The organism is Ekhidna algicida, assembly GCF_051379705.1.
In the GTDB taxonomy this organism is placed as follows: domain Bacteria; phylum Bacteroidota; class Bacteroidia; order Cytophagales; family Cyclobacteriaceae; genus Ekhidna.
The window spans coordinates 3,549,383-3,568,024 of record NZ_CP179868.1; the positions used below are offsets into that span (position 1 = coordinate 3,549,383).

Sequence of the window (18,642 nt, forward strand, 5' to 3'; positions counted from 1 at the left end):
ATAAAATGATAGGCGGTGTCCCTATTCATCCCTTATTACTTCAGTTGGGTTGACATTGATCACTCTCAATGACTGGATCGCTACAAGTAGAAGAATTACAGCAGCCGTAAGAATTAGGTTTATCGGGAATATCCCATATGGAACTTCTATTCGATAGGCAAATCCGGACAACCAGTAATCCATGATCCAGAAGCTCAATGGCCAGGCAATTAAGTTGGCTACAAAAGCAATCCAGATAAACTCTTTGGATAATGTTTGTATAATTTGATTTCCGCTGGCACCAAAGATTTTCCTCAGTCCAATCTCCCGATATCTTCTTATGGTGTTGAAAGTGGATAACCCGAGGATGCCAATTGCAGCAATGATAATTGCAATGACCATTGCGAAAATGGATAGACTGCTGATTACTTTTTCTTCTTGATAAAGTTGAGCATACTCTTCATCTAATATCTTCGACTTCATGTTGAAAAATGGTTCGAAATCATCGTAAACCTTTTCAATATGTGCGATTGATTCGACGGGTTGATTATTGTCATATCGTATATAAAACGTGCCAGTATTCTCAGGTTTTACCTGATAGATAATGGTAGGAAAAAGCGATTCATGGAATGATTGACTATTGAAATCACTAATTACACCCACGATTTTACATTTTTCACCAAAGATGTCAATGGAGTGTCCAATCGGTTCATTTAGATTCATAAGTTGAAGAGCACTTTCCGTAAGTATGATTTGATTGGTAGTATCGGTCGAGTTGAAGTAAGACCCTGCTAGCATTTCAAATTCAAAAACCTTCAATAGTCCGTTTTCAGCACCTATTGGCTTGAATTGAATTTTCTCATCTGGGTCTTTGCCACTCCATGAGACCTGGTCTGTGAGATAATCCGCATTGATCATGTTGGCATTGCATGCGCCAACCTCGCTTACCAATGGATTGGATTTTAGCTCTTGAATAAACGCATCATAATCCCTGATATGGCTAAATGTGGGTTCCATTATGAGTATTCCCTTTCGATCATATCCGGTACTTAGATTTTGCATGAAATCTAATTGCAAATAGAAGACGCTGGTGAGTAGGATAATTACCCCCGAAATAGTAATCTGAGTAATGGTCAACCACCTCCGAATATTCTTTTTCTCTCCACCTTTGAATGGTAAATTTTTCAACACTCTTATCGGATTAAATCTGGACAATACCAGTGCCGGATAGATACCCGACAGAAGTGTAGTCACCACAATAATGGCTGTCAGTTTTAGGATAAAAGTTCGATCTAGAACGAACTGAATTTCTTCGTCAATGAGTCGATTCAAGTATGGCAATAGCGCATAGGTGAAGAATATAGCTATTGCTGATGCAATTACTACTTTGAGCAATGTCTCGATTAGAAATTGAAAATGAAGTGAGGCTTTACTTGCTCCGTTGACTTTCCTTACACCAATTTCCTTTCCTCGCAGAGAAGACTGAGCTGTGGTCAGGTTAACGAAGTTGACCATGGACATAGTCAGAATGAAAATCGCGAACAAGCCGATAATCCTTACATAAGATACCAGGCCACCTGAAGCCTCTCCATTCTTAAAGTTATTGTACAAATGAACCTTATTGAGCGGATGAAGCATGACGCTTAGGTTTTCATACTTATCGGCGATCGGCAATGAATTGATTTGGTTTTCAACGGCCTTATGATTATTGTTTCTGAGACTCAGATAGGTGATAAATGAATAGGACTTCATGTTCTCCACCTTTTGGCCCCAGAGGGAATAGGCAAGCTCTAATGGTGCGATAAACTCAAACTGCAGCGAAGAGGTAGGGTGCACATCTTTGTAGATTGCTGATATCGTCACTTTAAAATGATTGTCGACCAGGTATTCTTTCCCCACAGGATTTACATCTCCGTACAGTTTCTTGGCTACTGACTCTGATAGTGCAATACTTTTAGGATTGATAAGTGGGTTTGATTGACCGCTGATAATTTCAAAATCAAACATTTTAAAAAATGAAGAGTCTGCAAAAATGCCCTTACTGTAGATGCACGGTTTGTCTTCATCAATTTTGAAACATTGCTCAGATGGCCATCTCCAGTTCGCGATGATTCTGGTTATGTGTTCAATGTCTGCAACGCTTTCCTCGGCTTGCTGAGATACTTCAAGGATAGCACCAGTGGCCGTCTGAGTCTCACCGCTACTATAGCTATTAGTAAATACTTTATAGATCTGATCTTTATTGGCGTGAAATTGATCAAAGCTGTGGTGATAGTTGATCCAGAGCATGGTCAAGAACACCACAATAAGACCAAATGAGAGTCCGAAAATATTGATCGAATGATGAAGTGGTTTCCGAATCAATTGTCTGGTAAACGTTTTCAGAATGTTTCTTAGCATAGCGATGTGATTGATTGTGGCTGCATTTTTCTTTATGGCAAAAGGTCGTATGAAATTGATGGTGTTCACCCAGTATCGATAATTGGATTTTAGCCGGCTGTTGTCTGCTCTATCCAACTGGTACTGTTCAAAGAGATCTCCTTTTAACGGTTCAACCCATTCCTCTTTACAGAAAAATTCAAGGAATCTATCGGCCGATTTAGGAGGACTGAAATTTGTTTTTTTTGAGCTCATAGCTTCTTCCAGGCGAGCTCTGGTATTTGATTCCAAAGTGTATTCCGAAGTGAGCGATTGTATTCGATTGCTTGTTTGCCCGAAGCGGTGATCTCATACAATTTTTTTCTCCTGCCGCCTCTTTCATGCGTGGCATCTGCCAGATGTGACTCGAGGAATCCTTTGTCTTCCAAGCGGCTCAGTGCGGAGTGTATTGCACCAATCGCCGGAGATCGCTTCGTCTGATTAGATATTTCTTGCTTAATCGCAAGTCCATATGCATTAGGATAGAGTACGCCTATAATAAGCAGTACAAGTTCTTCGAATTCACCAAGATGTGTGCCCTTCATTTTATCAATTTTCGCAAATGTAGAATAAATATATTTACTACAAATACGAAAATTGATAAATTAGGTTTAGTTACTCGTCTTTTAGCGCTTTAGAAGGGTTAGCGATAGCTGCTTGATAAGATTTTGTACTTACGACGAGCCAGGTCAACGCAAGTATGATAAGCACGGGAAGAGCCAATAGGTACCATGAAAGTTCGATTCGAGTGGTATAGCCTTGGAGCCAATCATTGAGCCAGTAAAATGCAGCGGCAATTCCAAAAACACTACCAGCCAAAACAAGCTTGGTGAAATCCTTGATGATCATATTGATGAGAGATGAAATGGTTGCGCCCATCACTTTTCTTACGGCGATTTCCTTATAGCGCTTTTGTAAAACAAAGGTGGTCAACGCGAACAAGCCAAGAATAGCTATGAAAATGGCCATTCCTGAAAATGTAGTAAATATCATCCCAAACCTTTTTTCGGCTTCAAACTGCCGTTGAAAGGTGTCGTCAAGGAATCTTGCCTCGAACGGATAACCACCAGCCAACTGTGACCACTCTTGTTCTACATCTTCAAAGACTTTCTTGAGATTCTCATTAGAGAAATTAATCAGGATATAGGACTGATGATAGATGCCAATTTCATATCCGGGTGATCCATGACGAATGATGAGCGGACTGACGTCTCGCTTTAATGAAGAGTAGTTGAAATCTTTTACCACTCCGATGACCGTGTAGATCTTGTCATCACGTTCTAGTTTTCTGCCTACAGGATCTTCCCATCCAAGCTCTTTCGCCAACGCTTGATTTACTATGATACCTGCTGTATCTGGGATAAAATTTGCTTTGAAAAAACGTCCATCTACAAGTTCCATGTTAAAGATTTTTTCTGCACCTGGAGCCATAAAAACGTTGTTAGGACTGAAGGCTCTTCCACTTTCATTGGGAACAGAGTATCCGTAATCCGGGAATCCATAGAAAGGTACATTACTAGATTTACTCACGTGGGAGATGTATGGTTTACTCTCCAATTCACTTTTTAAAACATCATACTTTTCTTCAAGCTGGATGCCGTTACTCACGACAAGTGTATTGTTGATATTGATTCCGATATCTTGTGATTTCAGAAATTCAACCTGAAAATAGATTACTAGTGTGATGGCAATCAAGAACACAGAAGTTGCAAACTGAAATGCGACCAGCACATTTCTCAGTGTCTGCTTGCCGGACATTGCAACTCCACCTTTCAAAGCCTGAATGGGATTGAAGCGAGACATCACATAGGCTGGATATCCACCAGCTAGTGGACCTACAATCAGGAGAAGTACCGCTAGGACAATGACGCTGTTTGGGGTAAATAGGTCGCCACTTTCAAAAGCTCTTTGAGTCAATTGATTGAACAGATCGATAGACAATGTTGCAAGTACAGCAGCAAATAGCAGGGAAATCAATGTGATAAGCATTGATTCGGTTAAGAACTGTAAAATAATGTTTTTCCTTTGCGAACCAAGCGATTTTCGAATACCAACTTCCTTGGAACGTACCGAAGACCGGGCAGTTGAAAGGTTGATATAATTGATGCATGCAATGATGAGGATGAACACAGCGATGAGGCTGAAAATCAATATGCTCTCTTCATCGCCTTGTGTGCCCAGACTGAAATTCGGCTTTTTGAGATGAATATCTAAAATCGGGAACAAGGTGAAAGCAAAGTTTCTATTTGGATATTCCTTTTTCAGGGCTTCAAATGTTTCATGTCCAGTGTATTCGATGTAGTCAGGCCCAACTTTTTCCTCATAAAGGTCTGCTAGCAGGATGCTAACATCTCCTTGCCTGGCTGTTTCCTTAAGCTTTAAATAGGTAAAGGTGTTATTGCCACTCCAGTAATAGGTTCCATCTGGGTCAACATGATTGGCTACAATGTATGAGTAGGGGATATGGGTATTTTTGGGAGGATCTGACACAATACCTACTACCTTAAATTGATCTCCGTCAATGGTAATGACTTGGTTCATCGGCTCCTCGTCAATGAAATACTTATCTGCTAATGTCTCAGTTAAGATTACATGATCGGGTTCGGTCAAGGCATAAGAACTACTGCCTTGAAGGAGTTTGATATCAAAGACGCCAAGAAAGTTTTGATCTACCCATAGTCCGCCATCCTGTAGAATGCCCTGATCGCCAACCTCTAAAAATGACTCTGCTAGTCCATTCACTTTGGTCGCCGCTTGTACTTGAGGAATTTCGGCCTGGATAGTTTGCGCCAGAAGCGTTGGTGTCCAGCGGCCATTATCGCCGTTGGCTACTCGATACATTCGATCTACCTCTGGATAAAAATTGTCATAGCTTTTTTCGTGAAAGATGTACATCGAAATCAGCAAGGCTGATGCGATTGCGACCGCTAATCCTGAAATGTTTATAGCTGTGTAGCTTTTTTGTTTTAATAGGGTTCTTATGGCAACCTTTAAATAATTTTTGATCATAGCAAGAGTGGTTAATTGTTCAAAATCATCTATTCCTTTTAAATATCTTAATCTGAAGAATCGGAGGGTATTCCATCCAAAGCGGAACTTTGCTTTGCGAGTAGAACCACCCCGTATGAAGAGCTCGTATAGATCTCCCTCAATTTGTTCACGATATCTTTCCTTGTAGAAAAATTGAAGGAACGTTAATGCCCATTTTGGTGGTGAATTCTTCTTCATGTAAAACCTAAAATCGTTTTTGGGATTTGCTTGTAGAGCTGATTTCGTGTTTCATGTACATAGGTGATGGCTTTAGATCCTTCTGCTGTCACGCGAAATAGCCGTTTTCTGCGGCCGCCACGTTCGGCACTGGCACCACCCATGTAGGAGGACACAAATCCTTTTTTCTCAAGTCGATCCAAAACTGTATGTACTGCACTGATATTGACTTTTCTTCCTATTTGATCATGGATTTCGTCCATGACGCGAACGCCGTAAGCTTCTTCGTTTAGAATGGCTACAATCATGAGCACGAGTTCTTCAAGTTCTCCCAGTTGATAAGACTTAATCTTCATATCTCCTTTTGTGCTTTATTTAATTCATAAATGTAAATCAAATAAAGCCAAGATTACACTTTCATTTCTTTTATAGATGTAAATGAAATGTGAAGGTTGCACATTGGTCAAAAAAAAATGTGACAACCAGGCTGGCCGTCACATTCGCTAAATAGATAATGTTTTTGAAAAATCAGAATTGCTCGATGAAATAATTAATGATGTCGGTTGTGGTTATAATCCCCACAAGCTTATCATTTTCAACTACTGGCAAAGCATGGAACTCACGCTTGGCAAAAACTTCTGCTGCATCTTTAATAGTATCATTCGGATTCAAGGTTTCAGGGCTATGTTTCATAACCTGATTGATTGAAAGCATGTCGAATATGGCTTCATCTGAACCTGTCTGATCTTCACCGAAGGTATTTCCAAAACTGATACGCAGTATATCCGTTTGGCTCAAAATCCCTATCAATTTATCTCCTGACACAACAGGAATGTGCCGGATGTGATATTTATTAAAGAGTTCGTTAGCCTCTTTTAAAGAATTGGTAATATTTACGGTTTGAACGTCCTTAGTCATGACGTTCTCTACTTTTTCTCTCTTTTTCATAATTATATATAGTTAAATCGGGTTAATCACTAGATGCTGCGGAACGATGAAATCTGCTGGCTACTTCCGGATCTGGATCCAGAGAAATATTAGCTTGATCCTTCCCTTCATAATTCAGATGATTCAGTACATACCTTATGGTCTCAAGTCTTGCTCTTTTCTTATTATTCGCCTCAATTATTATCCATGGGCTGTAAGACATGTGAGTACGTGAAAACATTTCTTTTTTATACTTGGTATAGTCATCCCAATGTTCTTGTGCCTTTTCGTCAATTGGACTTAGCTTCCACTGTTTCAGTGGATCTCCTTTACGCGAGTCAAACCTACTCTTCTGCTCTGTTTTGGATATTGAAAGCCAAAACTTGATAATTTCTACTCCATCCTCATAAAGCATATGCTCAAATTCAGGAACCTGGAGTAGGAAAGTCCGGTACTCGTCCTCTGTGCAGAAACCCATTACAGGTTCTACAACAGCTCGGTTGTACCAGCTTCTATCATAAAAGGTGATCTCACCAGGATTCGGTAGTGTGTTGACATATCGTTGAAAATACCATTGGCCTTTCTCAACTTCTGTTGGCTTGCTCAAGGCAACAACACGCATGGCTCGAGGATTAAGGTGTTCAATAAATCTTCGAATATTGCCCCCTTTGCCAGCGGCATCTCTACCTTCAAAAATGATAGCCAATCGTCGGTTATTCATGTGGACGTCTCGCTGAAGCTTAACCAATTCAATTTGGAGTTGCTTTAGTTCATGCTCATAGTTAAGCGAGAACATTAGCTTTTCAATGTCGTGGTTTTTTTCCTTTAAAATCCTTTTGATTCCCTGTGCAGAATTGATCCTTTGCAGGTCTTCAGCCGTAAGGTCAAGCTTTTCTACAGTTTCACTATTTTTCTCAGCCATCGTACCAATCATTTAATTAATTGAGGCCAAGGTATGTATGGCAATAGATGCAATAAAGGATAAACGTCAACCTTGACTTTGATTAAAATCAAGTATCTAGAAATAATTTTATTCAGGAGAGATACTAGCTCTCGGACCCATCTCCACCACTTCAAGATTTTTGATCTCGCCATTGGCCAAATCAAACCGTAACAATGTTTTTATCTTGTGAAATCCATGTTTACCTGCCGCACCGGGATTCATGAAAAGTAGATGGTTTACTTTATCTGGCATCACTTTCAGGATGTGCGAGTGTCCGCACACTAAGATCTTGGGCTGGTACTGCTTGACATAGGAAAGTACCTTCTTGTTATACTTTGGTGGTTTTGCTGCAATGTGTGTAATTAGTACACGAACACCTTCTCTTTCAAAGATTTCGCCTTCCTTACATTCTTGTCGGAGTTTACCTCCGTCGATGTTTCCCCAAACCGCAATCGTAGGCTTGAATTTCTTTAATTCCTCGAGTACTTCCATGGTTCCGATATCACCTGCATGCCAGATCTCATCGACCTCCTTGAAGTACTCGAATATCTTAGGATCTAAATAACCGTGGGTGTCAGATAGGAGACCGATCTTCATTTGCGTATCTTTGTAATGAAACTAAATCGGGGTATAAATCCGTTTTATAGTCATGCGAGCGCTAAAATATTTATTTGTTTCTGTAATACTGTTAGGACTGACTTCATTTGATTTACCGAAAGCAAATGAGGTTCGATGGTTAACCTTTGAGGAAGCAATGGAGCTTTATGAAAAAGAACCAAAGAAACTCCTAATTGATCTTTACACAGATTGGTGCGGATGGTGCAAAGTGATGGACAAGAATACCTATGGGAATGCCACCATTGCTACTTACATTAATGAAAATTTCTACGCCATTAAATTCAACGCTGAGCAAAAAGAGCCGGTCGAGTTTAATGGACATACATTTGAATTTATACCTGAAGCGGGCAGAAAAGGGACACACTCTATTGCTTATGCCGTGACAGGAAATAACCTAAGCGGCTATCCAATGACCGTCTTTATGGATGAGGAATTAAGAATCATCCAACCGATATCCGGCTACCTTAAGCCCGATCAGATGGAGCCAATACTCACATTCATTGGTGGAGGTCATTACAAAACGACCAAGTGGGAGGATTTTAAAAAAAATCACAAATCTGCACTTTGATATTGCAACCTTTCTGTTTTTTCTAAATCTATAGAACTGTAGACCGAGCAAAAGCTCAACCCTAACTCTTAAAATTTAGAAGACATGAAAAAATCATTTATCATAACACTAATTGGAATCCTTGTCGCTGGAGCAACTTTTGCTCAGGATGAAGAGACTAGAAGCTTAAGCTCATTTTCTGAAATATCTGCTCATGAGGGCATAGATGTATATATCAAAGAAGGAAGTAAGGAGGAAGCAAGGATTATTTCCGATAGCCATGACCTGGATGAAGTTCTAACAGAGGTTAGCTCAGGTAGACTAAAAATTCATCTGGAAGGCAATAATCATCGAAATATTGATGTAAAAGTCTATGTGACTTATAAATCTATCAAGGGTATTTCATCTTCCTCAGCGTCTTCGCTCACATCTGATGGATCCATTGATGCAAATGGTGGAGACTTTGATGTAGACGTAAGCAGTGCAGGAGATATCGATGCAAGTATTGAAAATGCAGATGAAATAACTATTGATGCTTCAAGTGCAGGTGACGCTCGACTCAAAGTAGAAGCGAACGAAATAGAGGCAGATGTATCTAGCGCCGGAGAAATTGAAGTGGAAGGAAGCGCAAGAAAGCAAGACATAGAAGCGAGCAGTTCCGGTGATTATGATTCATACGACCTGCAAAGCGAAGAGGTGGAAGCTACTGCGAGTAGCGGCGGCTCTGTGAAAGTAAATGTCACCTCAAAGCTGGACGCCCGAGCAAGTAGCGGTGGATCTGTGAGATACAAGGGAAGCCCAAAATATTTAGATGCTAGCTCAAGCAGTGGAGGATCCGTAAGGAAATCTTAAGATATTAGCACATACAATAAAAGGCCTGCATACTTTTGTGCAGGCCTTTTTTATTTCTATTTCATGAGAAGACTTTTATTCCTGACCATTTTATCCATCAGTTTATTTAGTTGCGAGTCATCCGAAGAGCGTACTCAGCGATTTTTCCAATTAGGCAATAATGCCTTAGCCGATGGATATTTCCAACAATCCATCGAATTTTACAATCAGGCACTGAAAGAAACACCCAACTATGCTGCAGCATTGAACAATCGTGGAGTTGCTAGAATAGAATCCGATCATCCTTATGAGGCTATTCTGGACTACAATAAGGCCATTCAGATTGATCCGGAATATTTGGACGCTCTTTTTAACAGAGCCTATGCGTATGAAGAAATTGGTCAATTTAAGAATGCACTAAAAGACATAAATCACATTCAAACGCTAAAACCAGACTCAGCTTTTGTTCATTTCTATCAAGGCCTGGTAGAAACAAAAATGAGAAATTACAATGAAGCACTCACGAGCTTCAATCTGGCCGACAGTCTTAATCCACTCAATCCCGAAACGATAATCAATAAAGCAACCATCTACTACTTTCTTGAGGATTATAAAACAGCAGAAAGTTTCGTAAACGATGCACTGGAGCTGAGCAGTGAAGATGCCAATGCCTATAGCTTGCTGAGTTTGATAGAAATGAAAAAAGGAAATTATCAGGCCTCCCTGGCAGAAATAAATCGTGCGCTGGATATTGTGCCTGGTGAACCGTATTTTCTAAACAACAGAGGTTTCATCTACCTGCAAATGGACAGCCTATCTTCTGCAATAGAAGATATCAATAGAAGTATCGTTTTAAATCCCAAAAATGGATGGGCCTATAGGAATAAGGGTATCTATCTAACAAAAATCGAAGATTATGAAGGCGCTCTGGGACTCTTCGATCGAGCCATTCAATCCAATGAATTCATTGATGAGTTGTACTTCTACCTTGGGAATGTTCATAAAACGCTTGGAGACGCCGAAGCGGCTTGCCAGGCATGGTTAAAAGGAGCTGAGCTAAATGAACTTGGCAGCAAGCAAATGCTGGTTCAAAATTGTGATTGATCTTTCTTGAACACCAGCTGGTAGATCGATACCAGATGGCTGAACAAAATAACCGGTACGATGAAAGTAGGAAGTAAAACATAGGGGAAGTAAAACACTCCGAGATTGGCTGCTTGTGCGCTGGTCGGTGTATAAAAGTATGGCATGTAGCTAACAGCCATTTGCACAATGTTGATCAAAAGTGCTAGTGCTATCACATTCCAAATAATTGCTCCAATCCTACTCTTACTTCTGGCGCCAACCATAAATACCGCTGCAAAAGGAGCTGAAATGCCTGATATAATATCCAGATTGCTTCCCTCGAATGTCATATCCATAGGTATCGCCCGTGAAACTGCCAACCACCATAAAACCATCTCCACCGGAACCCGCACAATGTGTATATAATGCAAGGTGGTTATGGGTATATTTTTTAGAATAGCCCTTGTCCTTGGCCAAACAAATAGAAAGACAATCGCGATTAGGGTGACACTTACTGTGAGTGGTAGTCTGGGGAAACCGGAAAGATTAGTGAAATATCCGTTGAAGGTTTGAACGCTAACAAAAAATATCCATCCAACAAGTAAAGTAATAACCAGCGAAGGAGTAATGCTTTTCTTGCTCGTCGTTGCAGTGCTAATTGCGTAATATAGAAACCCTAGTACTGCCACAACGATAGCAATAAAGGTAGCTGCTACATAATTTGGGATATCTTCCATTTAGGTGATTAGCGATGACAGTTCAATATAATTATAAAAGGGAAATGAAATAGTCATGCTTAATTTGCATTGAAATGAATTTCGATGAATTGACCAGATTCTTGGAGAAGCGCGTGCGGTTACCCATGCCCGGACATGCAGCACACCAAAAAATGAAGCCCACTTTGGCGGATGGAGCTCCTCTGAAACTTAAACATTCCACCCCTCCAAGAAAAGGCGGTGTACTTATTCTATTGTATGAAGATGAAGGGATTGTTCGCTTTCCACTGATTCAAAGACCCAACTATGAAGGGATCCATAGTGGCCAAATGGCACTACCGGGAGGCAGGTATGAGGAGGAAGATAGAGACCAGTACAGAACGGCACTTCGAGAGAGCAATGAAGAAATAGGGGTGGATCAAACGAAAGTTGAGATAATAGGGAGCTTGTCAGAGTTTTTTGTATCAGCTAGTAATTACATGGTTTTACCTGTGATTGGTAAGATTGACTTCAAGCCAAAATTTATACCTGAGCCCCGCGAGGTACACGATGTGGTGACTCCACCAATCAGTCACCTTGCAGATCCGGGGCGATTGAAGGAAAAAGAAATCACAGTGCGAAATGGCTTCAAAATGCAATGTCCATATTTTGATCTTGAAGGACGCACTGTCTGGGGAGCTACCGCAATGATGTTAAGCGAAATGGTCGAAATCCTAAAAGAGTTTGATAGAAGCTAATCATTCGATCATTAAAGGATAATATTCTGTTTCCACACACATTCAATGGGTATTGTACATTTGGGTCATGGAAAATTACGAAGAAGAATTTGATGATCATCATTCCGATTTTGATGATCGGATAGAGCCGGATGAACATTATTTTTTTGAATCAAAAGACGAATCTGAGCCTCTCAGAGACGATGATTTATATTACCGTCCCTTGGAAGAATACTAATCTAAAATAATCCTTACATCCTTCTAATCTATTTACTAATTTTGCAGCGGCAAACGGGTACGACCAGCTCCTGCTGAATCCCCCAGGACCTGACGGTAGCAAGGGTAGGCGGTCGTAGCGGTGCGATGCTTCGTTTGCCATTTTTTATTCTAAGATTCATCACTTTAACTTCCTAATAATGAAATTTTTCATTGACACAGCAAACCTTGACGAAATAAGAGAGGCTCAGGATTTGGGCGTACTCGACGGTGTAACCACCAACCCTTCACTGATGGCCAAAGAAGGTATTACCGGTGAGGCGAATATCTTGAAGCATTACAAAGACATATGCAACATAGTAGACGATAATGTCAGCGCTGAAGTAATCGCTACTGAGTACGACAAGATGGTTTCGGAAGGAAAAGAACTTGCTAAGATTGATGATAAGATCGTAGTGAAAATTCCAATGATCAAGGATGGAGTTAAGGCAATCTCAGCTTTAACTGCTGAAGGTATTCGTACCAACTGTACCTTGATCTTCAATGCAGGTCAGGCAATGCTGGCGGCCAAGGCAGGAGCAAGTTATGTGTCACCCTTCATCGGAAGACTTGATGATATCTCAATGGACGGACTAGCACTAATCGAGCAAATTGTTGGAATCTTTGACAATTATGGATTTGAAACTGAAGTATTAGCTGCTTCAATTCGACACAACATGCACCTCATTCAATGTGCAGAAATAGGTGCTGATGTAGCTACATGTCCGCTTAGCGTCATAACCGGATTGCTTAAGCATCCGTTAACTGACTCAGGTCTGGAGAAATTCCTTGCAGATTACCAAAAATCAAACAAATAAGATAGTCCGTAGTTGATGATGGAAGCGTTAGATTTTATTAATTTAGAAGAAATGTACATCATCAAGGTTAAAGGAAAAGCCAAAATTCCTGATTACATCCAAATCCGTGATCAGGATTTTGTTTTAGTTGCCTACTTTAGAACTGACAGGCCACTAAAGCGTATGGATAAATTTGGGCTTGAAGGTAAGGATGAGGAATTAAAAAACCTGATTCAAAGCTTGCCGTATGGCAAGCTTCAAAAGTTAGATTTATAAACAATAATGTCTTTTTCTGAAGAGCCAATCGTTCGAATTTCTAATGCCTCTGTTTTTCAAGAGGATCACACGGTATTAAGCGAATTGGATTTCACCATAGATAAAGGTGAATTCGTGTACCTCATCGGACGTACGGGTAGTGGAAAATCTTCGCTACTGAAAACACTTTATGCGGACCTGCCATTAAGACTGGGACATGCAGAAGTAGTTGGATTTCCCGTAAGCAGCCTTAAGTCCAGAGACGTGCCGTTTCTAAGGAGAAAAATTGGAATCATTTTTCAGGACTTTGAGCTCTTTTATGATCGATCTGTTGCGGAAAATCTGACCTTTGTAATGAAAGCAACCGGATGGAAAGAACCGGCCAAGATGAAAAATCGAATTGCTGAGGTCTTGATGAGAGTCGGGCTTGGAGCAATATCGGCTAAGATGCCACATCAACTCTCAGGTGGCGAACAACAACGAGTCGTGATTGCGCGAGCGATGATAAACGAACCACAAATCTTATTTGCGGATGAGCCTACCGGTAATCTTGATCCTGACGTAAGCGACGGTATTTTGAAACTGTTTGAAGAAATCAACAACAGCGGTACAGCGGTTCTGATGGCTACACACAACCATAAGTTCATCGAGAAGTTTCCACATCGCGTTTTGAAATGTGAAAAAGGCCGAATACTCGACTCATCAAAAGAGAAATTTGAGTTGAGTGGTTGGTACTAGTTCAGTCCGCCACTTCACTGTTTGATGCCAGCTATTTTTTTAGACGTACCTTTGCCATTCATTAGAAAGGATCGTTACCAAATGATCGTTTCGTCAACGCATTTTTATGACATTTAATTCATTGGGTTTGTCCGAACCCTTGCTGAGAGCAATCAGCAAAAAAGGTTACTCAGAACCATCTCCCATTCAATCCAAGGTAATTCCCGTTATTTTAGAAAAGAACGATGTATTGGCCTCAGCGCAAACCGGCACAGGAAAAACTGCAGGATTTACGCTTCCAATGCTTCAGCTGCTTTCCAACGGTGAGACTTTTCGAAAAAAACCGGTAAGAGCGCTCATACTTACGCCAACTAGAGAGTTAGCGGCGCAGATATATGACAATGTCCGTGCATATTCGGCTTACCTTGATATCCGATCCGCTGTGATCTTTGGTGGAGTGAAGGCTAATCCGCAGATCGCTGCACTGAAAAATGGTGTGGATATTTTGATAGCCACGCCTGGAAGACTATTGGATCTTCACAATCAACATGCGCTTTCGCTACACAAGGTAGAAATCCTCGTGCTCGATGAGGCTGACCGAATGTTGGACATGGGTTTTCAGCGAGACATAAACAAGATTTTAAACCTGCTTCCACCCAGAAGACAGAACCTACTTTTCTCAGCTACATTCTCCAAAGAAATAAAGCGACTCGCGAACGCATTCATGCGAAATCCAAAGTATGTTGAGGCAACCCCTGAAAATACAACCGTAGAGAAAATTAATCAGCTGGTGCATCGTGTGGACAAGTCACGTAAGACCGAGCTGATACTTGATTTGATCGCTGGCGGCAGGTGGCAGCAAGTATTAGTTTTCACACGTACCAAGCATGGTGCCAACCGTTTGGCTGAAAAGATGGTCAAAGCTGATATAAGTGCAGCTGCAATTCATGGTAACAAAAGTCAAGGAGCCAGAACTAAAGCTCTTGACGGATTTAAGAAAGGAAATGTAAGAGTTTTAGTAGCGACTGACATTGCGGCACGGGGTTTGGATATACCTTTACTGCCACACGTGATCAATTTTGAATTACCTAATGTGGCGGAAGATTATGTGCATAGAATTGGAAGGACGGGTAGAGCAGGAGCCAGTGGGATTGCCTTGTCTTTGGTGAGTTTGGATGAGGTAGAGTACTTAAGAAGTATTGAGAAATTAATCGACACAAAAATACCGAAGGAAGTAATTGAAGGATTTGAACCAACAGAAAAGCCAGGAGATTTGCCTCCATCCCCAAAAAAGAAGAACTTTAACCAATCGCGTCCAAAATCCAAGCACAAAGACTTTAGAAGAAAGAAGAAGCCAAAACACAACTAACCTATGAACAACCTCCTTATTTATGGTGCTTATGGATACACAGGCCGATTGATTGTAAACGAATGCCTTAAAGTTGGCATAAAGCCAATTATCGCCGGGAGGAGCGCGGAAAAAGCAATGAAATTTGCGAATAAGCACGATCTGGAATATGATGTGTTCGAAGTTTCCGAAAAGGAAAAACTGGAAAATTGGCTGAAAAGAGGAGATGTTGTCATCCATTGTGGAGGTCCATTCATTCATACTGCTAAAGAAATGGTGGAGGCTTGCCTCGCAACAAATACTCACTACCTGGACATAACTGGAGAATATCAGGTTTTTGATCTGGTGAAGGAGTATGACCTTCAGGCAAAGGAAAAGAATCTCATGCTGATGCCTGGTGCAGGATTCGATGTGGTCCCATCAGATTGTCTGGCAAAACACCTGCACACGAAGCTGCCAACAGCAACCGACCTCAAACTCGCGTTTGTAAGTAAAGGAGGGAAGTTATCCAGAGGAACAGCCAAGACGATGATTGAAAACTTAGGCGATCCTCAGATAAGAAGGACGAATGGTGAATATGAAGGAATCCCGATGGGTAAATCAATCCGTGAAATAGATTACGGTGACTTCTCTCAGATCTCAATGGGTATTTCGTGGGGAGATGTATCTACGGCATTTCACAGCACAGGGATCCCCAACATCGAGGTATTTTCCGGTACAGACGAGCAGCAAATAAGTAAAGTGAAGAAGACACTTCGTATGTCTTTTATGCTTAAATCGAGAATGATCAAAAACTTCCTGATCCGTCAAATGGATAAGCGACCCGATGGTCCGAAAGAAGAAAAAAGGGATGCGTCCTGCATGTATCTATGGGGTGAAGCTAGTGATGACAATGGCAAAATAGAAGCGCGGCTTAAAACACCTAATGGTTATACATTAACGGCAATGTCATCGGTACGGATCGCTCAAAAGATCTTTGCAGAAGACTTGAAGCCGGGATTTCAAACGCCTGCTTCCGCATATGGCGAAGGCCTGATTTTGGAAATCGACGGCTGTTTCTATTTGTAGACCAAAACACTTCTTTGATCTACTTTGATTGCAGGCCTAATCGAAACTGCAGACCCTTCACAAAGGAAAATCGTAACTTAATAGCATGAGACGCACACTTATCACCCTATTAGTTACGCTCTGTTCATTCACCTATGCACAAACCGTAGATATCTCAGGTACCTGGTTGGGAACATCCACTTTTCTCAAAGAACATAATCAGCTTAAATATGACTTGACCCAAAAGGGCAGTCAAATCACTGGATTTATCTATGTGAAAAATCTTGCAAAAAAAGATTCCATTAAAGCCAGAATTTCCGGAACGATCAAGAAAGGAAAAATCATACTTGAGGGTGAAGAAATAATCTACCGCACCGGAATGGCCTGCATGGCCAAAAATGAGCTGACCTACCAACTAAATAATGACCAGGAAACCCTAACCGGAAGATGGAAAGGTGATTTAAAGCTCAACACTTGTGCACCTATCGTTTCAGGTAATATCACTCTGTTTAAAGAAAAACCAATAAGTAACACGTCAGCAATAGCTCAATCGGAAGCCACTCCCATCCATTCTGTAGCAGAAAAAGACGCAGTAGGCAAGGCGCTTATAAATGAACTGGGCAAGAGAAAATATTATGCATTGATCATCGGTATAAATGATTACCTGGACGATGAAATACAAGATCTGGATAATCCCATCAACGATGCGGAGCAGCTGGCCGGTGTCCTGACATACCACTACTCATTTGATCAGGAAAATGTGACCGTCCTGGAAAACCCTCGAAGGGAAGATATTATTACGGCACTTGATCGATTAACTGGCGTGGTGACTGAGAAGGACAACTTACTTATTTTCTATGCTGGCCATGGTATTTGGAATGAACAATTGAATCAAGGGTATTGGTTGCCGAGCGACGCTTCTCTTGACTCTAAATCTTACTGGCTATCAAATAGCACGCTTAGGGACTATGTAGGAGGGATTAAGTCAAAACATACGTTGCTAATATCGGATGCCTGCTTCAGTGGTGGCATTCTGAAAGAACGAGCAGTTTTTGGTAATAGTCGCGCGATACTGGAAGTATATAAGCTGCCAAGCAGGAAAGCAATGACCAGTGGCACATTGAAGACAGTTCCGGATGAAAGCGTCTTCATCGAGTATTTACTTAAGAATCTGGTAAACAATCAGGCGCCGTTACTTTCAGCGGATCAGCTGTTCCGACATTTCAAGACTGCTGTGATCAACAACAGCCCCAATGGACAAGTACCACAATACGGTCCTATTTCTCAGGCCGGGGATGAAGGGGGTGATTTTGTTTTTCTGAAAAGAAGCAATTAAAATACAAAAGGCTACTTTTCTAAGTTTTCAAACACAGAACTTAAATCAATAGAATAGATATCTCCGGGAGGTCTAATTCCTTCCTCAACTGGTGCAGCCATTCCTGGTCTTTCAGAAGTAAAAAATAGTGTTTGATCATCTTTACTTAATCCTGGTGCAAACTCAGCATACTCAGGCGTATTTACCAGATCACCTAGATTGTGCAACTCCGACCAACCGCTTTCCATGTTCCAACTTACAAATAGATCCGGAGGAATGGATGGCTCTACACGCACGGCCACAATGAGAAAACTTTCATCTGATGCGATGCATGGATTGCTGGCATAGATGGGCTTACTTTGATACTTTAATATAACTGGTTCGGCTTCCTCATAGAATCCATTTCTGAAAGTGCTTTTCATAATATATCTTCCAGAGTCTCTCTCAGAAACAAAATAAGCGTTTCCATTTTTTGTCATAGATATGAAGATTTCAGTTGAATCTGAGTTTAAGGGTCGTGAAGACAAGATTGGATCACTCCACGAATTATTCAATCGGTCAATATACCAGGTGTTAAATTCTCCAGCTTCCAACGAATCGGCTAATGGCCTATTGGAGCTGAAATAAAGCCGGTTATTATCATGAGTCAAAAATGGATCAACATCGATGTATTTACCTTCTGAAAAAGGAAGAGATACAGGGTCAGACCAATTATCTCCACTCTTGGTCGTCACGAGAATTTGCATGGCTGAGCGATTTTCATTCGTCCGATTAAAGAAAATCTCGGTTCCATCCACATTCACAGAGGTTGAAAATTCAGGAAGGGGAGATGAGACAACTTCAGGAAGAAGAACTTTGGCTTGTGTAGGTGTTTCTTGATTTTGCTGGCACGCAAAAAGAAGAATGAGAATGGGTAAGCATTGCTTCATCTTTTCAGAGAT

The 18,642-nt window shown here is 41.0% G+C and carries 20 protein-coding genes; 11 read left to right on the top strand and 9 right to left on the bottom strand.

What is annotated here, in order from left to right:
- Positions 1–21: 21 nt before the first annotated feature.
- The 7 genes from ACL8WY_RS15950 to ACL8WY_RS15980 all read right to left on the bottom strand — a co-directional run bounded on the left by ACL8WY_RS15950 (position 22) and on the right by ACL8WY_RS15980 (position 8,071).
- Entirely contained in the window at positions 22–2,613 is a 2,592-nt protein-coding gene (locus ACL8WY_RS15950) for an ABC transporter permease (protein ID WP_436515752.1), read from the bottom strand.
- Complete coding sequence (locus ACL8WY_RS15955) at positions 2,610–2,942, bottom strand: PadR family transcriptional regulator (RefSeq protein ID WP_436515753.1); 333 nt, start codon at positions 2,940–2,942, stop codon at positions 2,610–2,612. The genes ACL8WY_RS15950 and ACL8WY_RS15955 overlap by 4 nt, the downstream gene beginning before the upstream one ends.
- Before the next feature lie 70 nt (positions 2,943–3,012).
- Complete coding sequence (locus ACL8WY_RS15960; RefSeq protein ID WP_436515754.1) at positions 3,013–5,625, bottom strand: ABC transporter permease; 2,613 nt, start codon at positions 5,623–5,625, stop codon at positions 3,013–3,015.
- On the bottom strand, positions 5,622–5,954 hold the full coding sequence (locus tag ACL8WY_RS15965; protein ID WP_436518069.1) for a PadR family transcriptional regulator: 333 nt from the start codon (positions 5,952–5,954) through the stop codon (positions 5,622–5,624). The genes ACL8WY_RS15960 and ACL8WY_RS15965 overlap by 4 nt, the downstream gene beginning before the upstream one ends.
- A gap of 178 nt (positions 5,955–6,132) precedes the next feature.
- Positions 6,133–6,552 (bottom strand): CBS domain-containing protein, encoded by a 420-nt coding sequence (locus ACL8WY_RS15970; RefSeq protein WP_436515755.1) that lies wholly within the window; start codon positions 6,550–6,552, stop codon positions 6,133–6,135.
- Between the two features lie 22 nt (positions 6,553–6,574).
- On the bottom strand, positions 6,575–7,453 hold the full coding sequence (ppk2, locus tag ACL8WY_RS15975; RefSeq protein ID WP_436515756.1) for a polyphosphate kinase 2: 879 nt from the start codon (positions 7,451–7,453) through the stop codon (positions 6,575–6,577).
- 108 nt (positions 7,454–7,561) lie between these two features.
- A complete protein-coding gene (locus tag ACL8WY_RS15980) occupies positions 7,562–8,071 on the bottom strand; it encodes a metallophosphoesterase family protein (RefSeq protein WP_436515757.1) in 510 nt (169 codons plus the stop codon).
- A 52-nt stretch (positions 8,072–8,123) separates the two neighbouring features.
- Here ACL8WY_RS15980 and ACL8WY_RS15985 point away from each other — a divergent pair, with 52 nt between their 5' ends.
- The 3 genes from ACL8WY_RS15985 to ACL8WY_RS15995 all read left to right on the top strand — a co-directional run bounded on the left by ACL8WY_RS15985 (position 8,124) and on the right by ACL8WY_RS15995 (position 10,574).
- Entirely contained in the window at positions 8,124–8,660 is a 537-nt protein-coding gene (locus ACL8WY_RS15985) for a thioredoxin family protein (protein WP_436515758.1), read from the top strand.
- 84 nt (positions 8,661–8,744) lie between these two features.
- A complete protein-coding gene (locus tag ACL8WY_RS15990) occupies positions 8,745–9,491 on the top strand; it encodes a head GIN domain-containing protein (RefSeq protein ID WP_436515759.1) in 747 nt (248 codons plus the stop codon).
- Positions 9,492–9,554: 63 nt separating this feature from the next.
- Positions 9,555–10,574 (top strand): tetratricopeptide repeat protein, encoded by a 1,020-nt coding sequence (locus ACL8WY_RS15995; RefSeq protein WP_436515760.1) that lies wholly within the window; start codon positions 9,555–9,557, stop codon positions 10,572–10,574.
- Here the strand turns inward: ACL8WY_RS15995 and ACL8WY_RS16000 are convergent.
- Positions 10,559–11,272 carry a hypothetical protein gene (locus ACL8WY_RS16000; RefSeq protein WP_436515761.1) on the bottom strand — a complete coding sequence of 238 codons (714 nt, stop codon included), beginning with the start codon at positions 11,270–11,272 and terminating at the stop codon, positions 10,559–10,561. The two genes, ACL8WY_RS15995 and ACL8WY_RS16000, sit on opposite strands and share 16 nt — an antisense overlap.
- A gap of 74 nt (positions 11,273–11,346) precedes the next feature.
- On the opposite strand from ACL8WY_RS16000, the gene ACL8WY_RS16005 reads away from it, so the two are divergent.
- The 8 genes from ACL8WY_RS16005 to ACL8WY_RS16040 all read left to right on the top strand — a co-directional run bounded on the left by ACL8WY_RS16005 (position 11,347) and on the right by ACL8WY_RS16040 (position 17,722).
- Positions 11,347–11,988 (top strand): NUDIX hydrolase, encoded by a 642-nt coding sequence (locus tag ACL8WY_RS16005; protein WP_436515762.1) that lies wholly within the window; start codon positions 11,347–11,349, stop codon positions 11,986–11,988.
- Between the two features lie 67 nt (positions 11,989–12,055).
- The gene (locus ACL8WY_RS16010; RefSeq protein ID WP_436515763.1) at positions 12,056–12,205 is read left to right on the top strand and encodes a hypothetical protein; all 150 of its coding nucleotides are present in this window, start codon (positions 12,056–12,058) and stop codon (positions 12,203–12,205) included.
- A 178-nt stretch (positions 12,206–12,383) separates the two neighbouring features.
- Positions 12,384–13,040: a fructose-6-phosphate aldolase gene (fsa, locus tag ACL8WY_RS16015; RefSeq protein WP_436515764.1), complete on the top strand. Its 657-nt coding sequence runs from the start codon at positions 12,384–12,386 to the stop codon at positions 13,038–13,040.
- 51 nt (positions 13,041–13,091) lie between these two features.
- Positions 13,092–13,295, top strand: a complete 204-nt coding sequence (locus tag ACL8WY_RS16020) for a fructose-6-phosphate aldolase (protein WP_436518070.1) — start codon at positions 13,092–13,094, stop codon at positions 13,293–13,295.
- Positions 13,296–13,301: 6 nt separating this feature from the next.
- Positions 13,302–14,012, top strand: a complete 711-nt coding sequence (locus ACL8WY_RS16025) for a cell division ATP-binding protein FtsE (RefSeq protein WP_436515765.1) — start codon at positions 13,302–13,304, stop codon at positions 14,010–14,012.
- Positions 14,013–14,118: 106 nt separating this feature from the next.
- On the top strand, positions 14,119–15,360 hold the full coding sequence (locus tag ACL8WY_RS16030; protein ID WP_436515766.1) for a DEAD/DEAH box helicase: 1,242 nt from the start codon (positions 14,119–14,121) through the stop codon (positions 15,358–15,360).
- A 3-nt stretch (positions 15,361–15,363) separates the two neighbouring features.
- Positions 15,364–16,407 (top strand): saccharopine dehydrogenase family protein, encoded by a 1,044-nt coding sequence (locus ACL8WY_RS16035; RefSeq protein ID WP_436515767.1) that lies wholly within the window; start codon positions 15,364–15,366, stop codon positions 16,405–16,407.
- An 85-nt stretch (positions 16,408–16,492) separates the two neighbouring features.
- Positions 16,493–17,722 carry a caspase family protein gene (locus ACL8WY_RS16040; protein WP_436515768.1) on the top strand — a complete coding sequence of 410 codons (1,230 nt, stop codon included), beginning with the start codon at positions 16,493–16,495 and terminating at the stop codon, positions 17,720–17,722.
- A gap of 11 nt (positions 17,723–17,733) precedes the next feature.
- Here ACL8WY_RS16040 and ACL8WY_RS16045 read toward each other — a convergent pair whose 3' ends face one another.
- Positions 17,734–18,630 (bottom strand): hypothetical protein, encoded by an 897-nt coding sequence (locus ACL8WY_RS16045; RefSeq protein ID WP_436515769.1) that lies wholly within the window; start codon positions 18,628–18,630, stop codon positions 17,734–17,736.
- Positions 18,631–18,642: the final 12 nt, after the last annotated feature.